The sequence below is a fragment of the Microvirga tunisiensis genome (genome assembly GCF_009296175.1).
Lineage (GTDB): Bacteria > Pseudomonadota > Alphaproteobacteria > Rhizobiales > Beijerinckiaceae > Microvirga > Microvirga tunisiensis.
The window spans coordinates 1-2,319 of the sequence record NZ_VOSK01000607.1 but is presented as its reverse complement, the minus strand read 5'-3'; the positions used below and the strand labels follow the sequence as shown (position 1 = coordinate 2,319).

The window sequence follows — 2,319 nt, the reverse complement described above, 5'->3', positions numbered from 1 at the left end:
TCATGCAGGGTCATGTCGACAACCCGCTGGATCACCGCGGCCGTCAGGGGCTTGCGCCCTGGCGGGCGGGTGGCGTCCTTGAGAAGCCCGTCGACGCCCGCCTGCGCATAGCGGCGGCGCCAGCGCCGTACCGTCAGAGTGCTCGTGCCGACGCGGCCGGCGACCTCGGTAGCGCGCAGGCCCTCACCAGCCAGCAGAACAATCCGAGCCCGCCAGACGACCTTCTGGGATGTGTTGCGGTCACCGACCAAGCTCTCCAAGCGATCCCGATCAGCGGCGGGAACCTCAATGCGTTCGATCTTGCCCATCAGAGCAGGATCGCACGTCAGACCAGATTTCGGAATCACCCGTCAGAGACACAACACTAGTATCGCGCCAGGCTTGGCTTTGAGCCGCTCGGTCTCCAGCCTGCCACCTACCGCGTGCTTGCGCAGTCGCAAGCCGGTTAGGCTTCCTTTGGCAATCCCCCCCTTGGGTGCTAATTTCAGCTGCTATCATAAGGTAGCGGGAGAGGATCTCATGCCCCATTGTCCAGCTCCACCGCCGGCGGCCGAAGAGCCCGTCATTTTTATCGTTGAAGACGATGAATCCCTGCGCGAGGCACTCAGAAGCTTGTTCCGCTCCGTCGGGCTGAAAGTCGAGTTGTTCGGTTCCGCTGCCGAACTGCTGCGCAGCACGTTTCCGGACGTGGAAAGTTGTCTGGTGATTGACGTCAGGTTGCCAGGGCTGAGCGGCCTCGACCTTCAGGCGGAGCTGGCCGAAGCAAATATTCACATCCCCATCATCTTCATAACGGGCCATGGTGACATTCCAATGTCGGTGAAAGCCATGAAAGCTGGAGCCGTCGATTTTCTGCCCAAGCCGTTTCGCGATCAGGACATGCTGGACGCGGTCACCATGGCGCTCGAGCGCAATCGTCAGCAGCGACGGGCCGCGAACCAGCTCTCGGATCTGCAGGCCCGTTTTGAGACCCTGACTCAGCGCGAGCGCGAGGTGATGAGCCTAGTCGCGGCCGGTCTGATGAACAAGCAAATTGCGGGGGAACTGGGGATTAGCGAAATCACCGTCAAGATCCACCGCGGTCATGTCATGCGAAAAATGGGCGCACGTTCGCTGGCCGATCTGGTGAAAATGGCCGAGGTGCTCAGGGGCTACTCATCCTCACAGTAGGCCCACGGGCACGAAGACGGCGCGAGGGAGCCCGTGCTGAGATGTCGAATACTTGCTCGAAGAACAGCGAATAGCCATGGCGAGCCGAATTCGAGAACAATCCGACAATACTTCATCACCGAGGTGTCCGGCACCATCCTGTGCGTCAATCCCTTTGTCGCTGTGCAGCTCGGCTACACTGTTGGCAAGCGGACTGGGCGGTCTGTGCTGGGTCTCTTCCATGAGGCCGATCGAGAGACCTCACGCGAGACCCATATGGAGCTAACGCATGTCAACCGCGTCACGACGGTGGGGCAACAGGCGGCCTTGATCGTCCCTGAGGTCGATCTTCCGTCCGAAGCGACGGCTTAGTTTAGCGGAAATGGCGAGAACGACTGGGTCTCTGGCGACACGCACGAAGCCATCGCGCGTGTAAAACCTAAGTATGATATCATTGGACTATATTCGCTTCATGCTCTTGGCACTTACGGTGGCTTCGTAATCAGAGAACTTTCCATTCCTCACATCGGGAAGGTTGGCCAGTTGTCCAAAGTTCCGATCATTTCAGTCGTCGACGATGAGGAGTCCGTTCGAACCGCGATGAACAGCCTTCTGAGCTCGATTGGAATGATTGTTCATCTGTTTGAATCCGCTGAAGACTTCTTGCAGTCCCCTTACGTGAGCGATACGGCGTGTCTGATCACGGATGTTCAAATGGCGGGCATCAGCGGAATCGAGCTGCACCGATTCTTGATCGCTCAAGATCAGGGCATGCCAACAATATTTATCACGGCTTCCCCCGAGGAGAGCATTCGGCCGCGACTGCTGGAAACTGGAGTGGTTTGTCTCCTGTGCAAGCCGTTCGACGAGCAAGCGTTACTCCAATGCCTCGATACCGCTTTGAAGAGAAATAGGGATAAGGATGTCATGCGATAGTTTCTCGGTCGCCGGTTATCCGCCCAGCGACCCAGTACGAAGAGGCGACTGGCCTGCGGCTCACTTTACAGCCATCGCTTTTCAGACGGTCGCCCGAGACGCCGGGGTCTAAGTAGGTCGCCATGAGTCTTGCAACGCGAGAGCTGCGGGTGTTCCCTGGGGAGTATGCGACGACATGATCCCTTTCCTGAGATGCAACTCGACGAGGCGGATCGCAAGCGGCTGGCCGCCGCG

Annotated in this window: 4 protein-coding genes; 3 read left to right on the top strand and 1 reads right to left on the bottom strand. The window is 58.6% G+C overall.

The genetic code is table 11. The features are described from left to right. The coding region (locus FS320_RS41920; RefSeq protein ID WP_152718460.1) for a helix-turn-helix domain-containing protein at positions 1 to 308 on the bottom strand (308 nt) is incomplete at its 3' end. Between the two features lie 211 nt (positions 309 to 519). On the opposite strand from FS320_RS41920, the gene FS320_RS41915 reads away from it, so the two are divergent. The 3 genes from FS320_RS41915 (at position 520) to FS320_RS41905 (ending at position 2,085) form a co-directional block, all read left to right on the top strand. Continuing rightward, positions 520 to 1,170, top strand: a complete 651-nt coding sequence (locus FS320_RS41915; protein WP_152718459.1) for a response regulator transcription factor — start codon at positions 520 to 522, stop codon at positions 1,168 to 1,170. A gap of 123 nt (positions 1,171 to 1,293) precedes the next feature. Beyond that, the gene (locus FS320_RS41910) at positions 1,294 to 1,521 is read left to right on the top strand and encodes a hypothetical protein (RefSeq protein WP_152718458.1); all 228 of its coding nucleotides are present in this window, start codon (positions 1,294 to 1,296) and stop codon (positions 1,519 to 1,521) included. Positions 1,522 to 1,749: 228 nt separating this feature from the next. Next, complete coding sequence (locus FS320_RS41905) at positions 1,750 to 2,085, top strand: response regulator transcription factor (protein ID WP_244627731.1); 336 nt, start codon at positions 1,750 to 1,752, stop codon at positions 2,083 to 2,085. Positions 2,086 to 2,319: the final 234 nt, after the last annotated feature.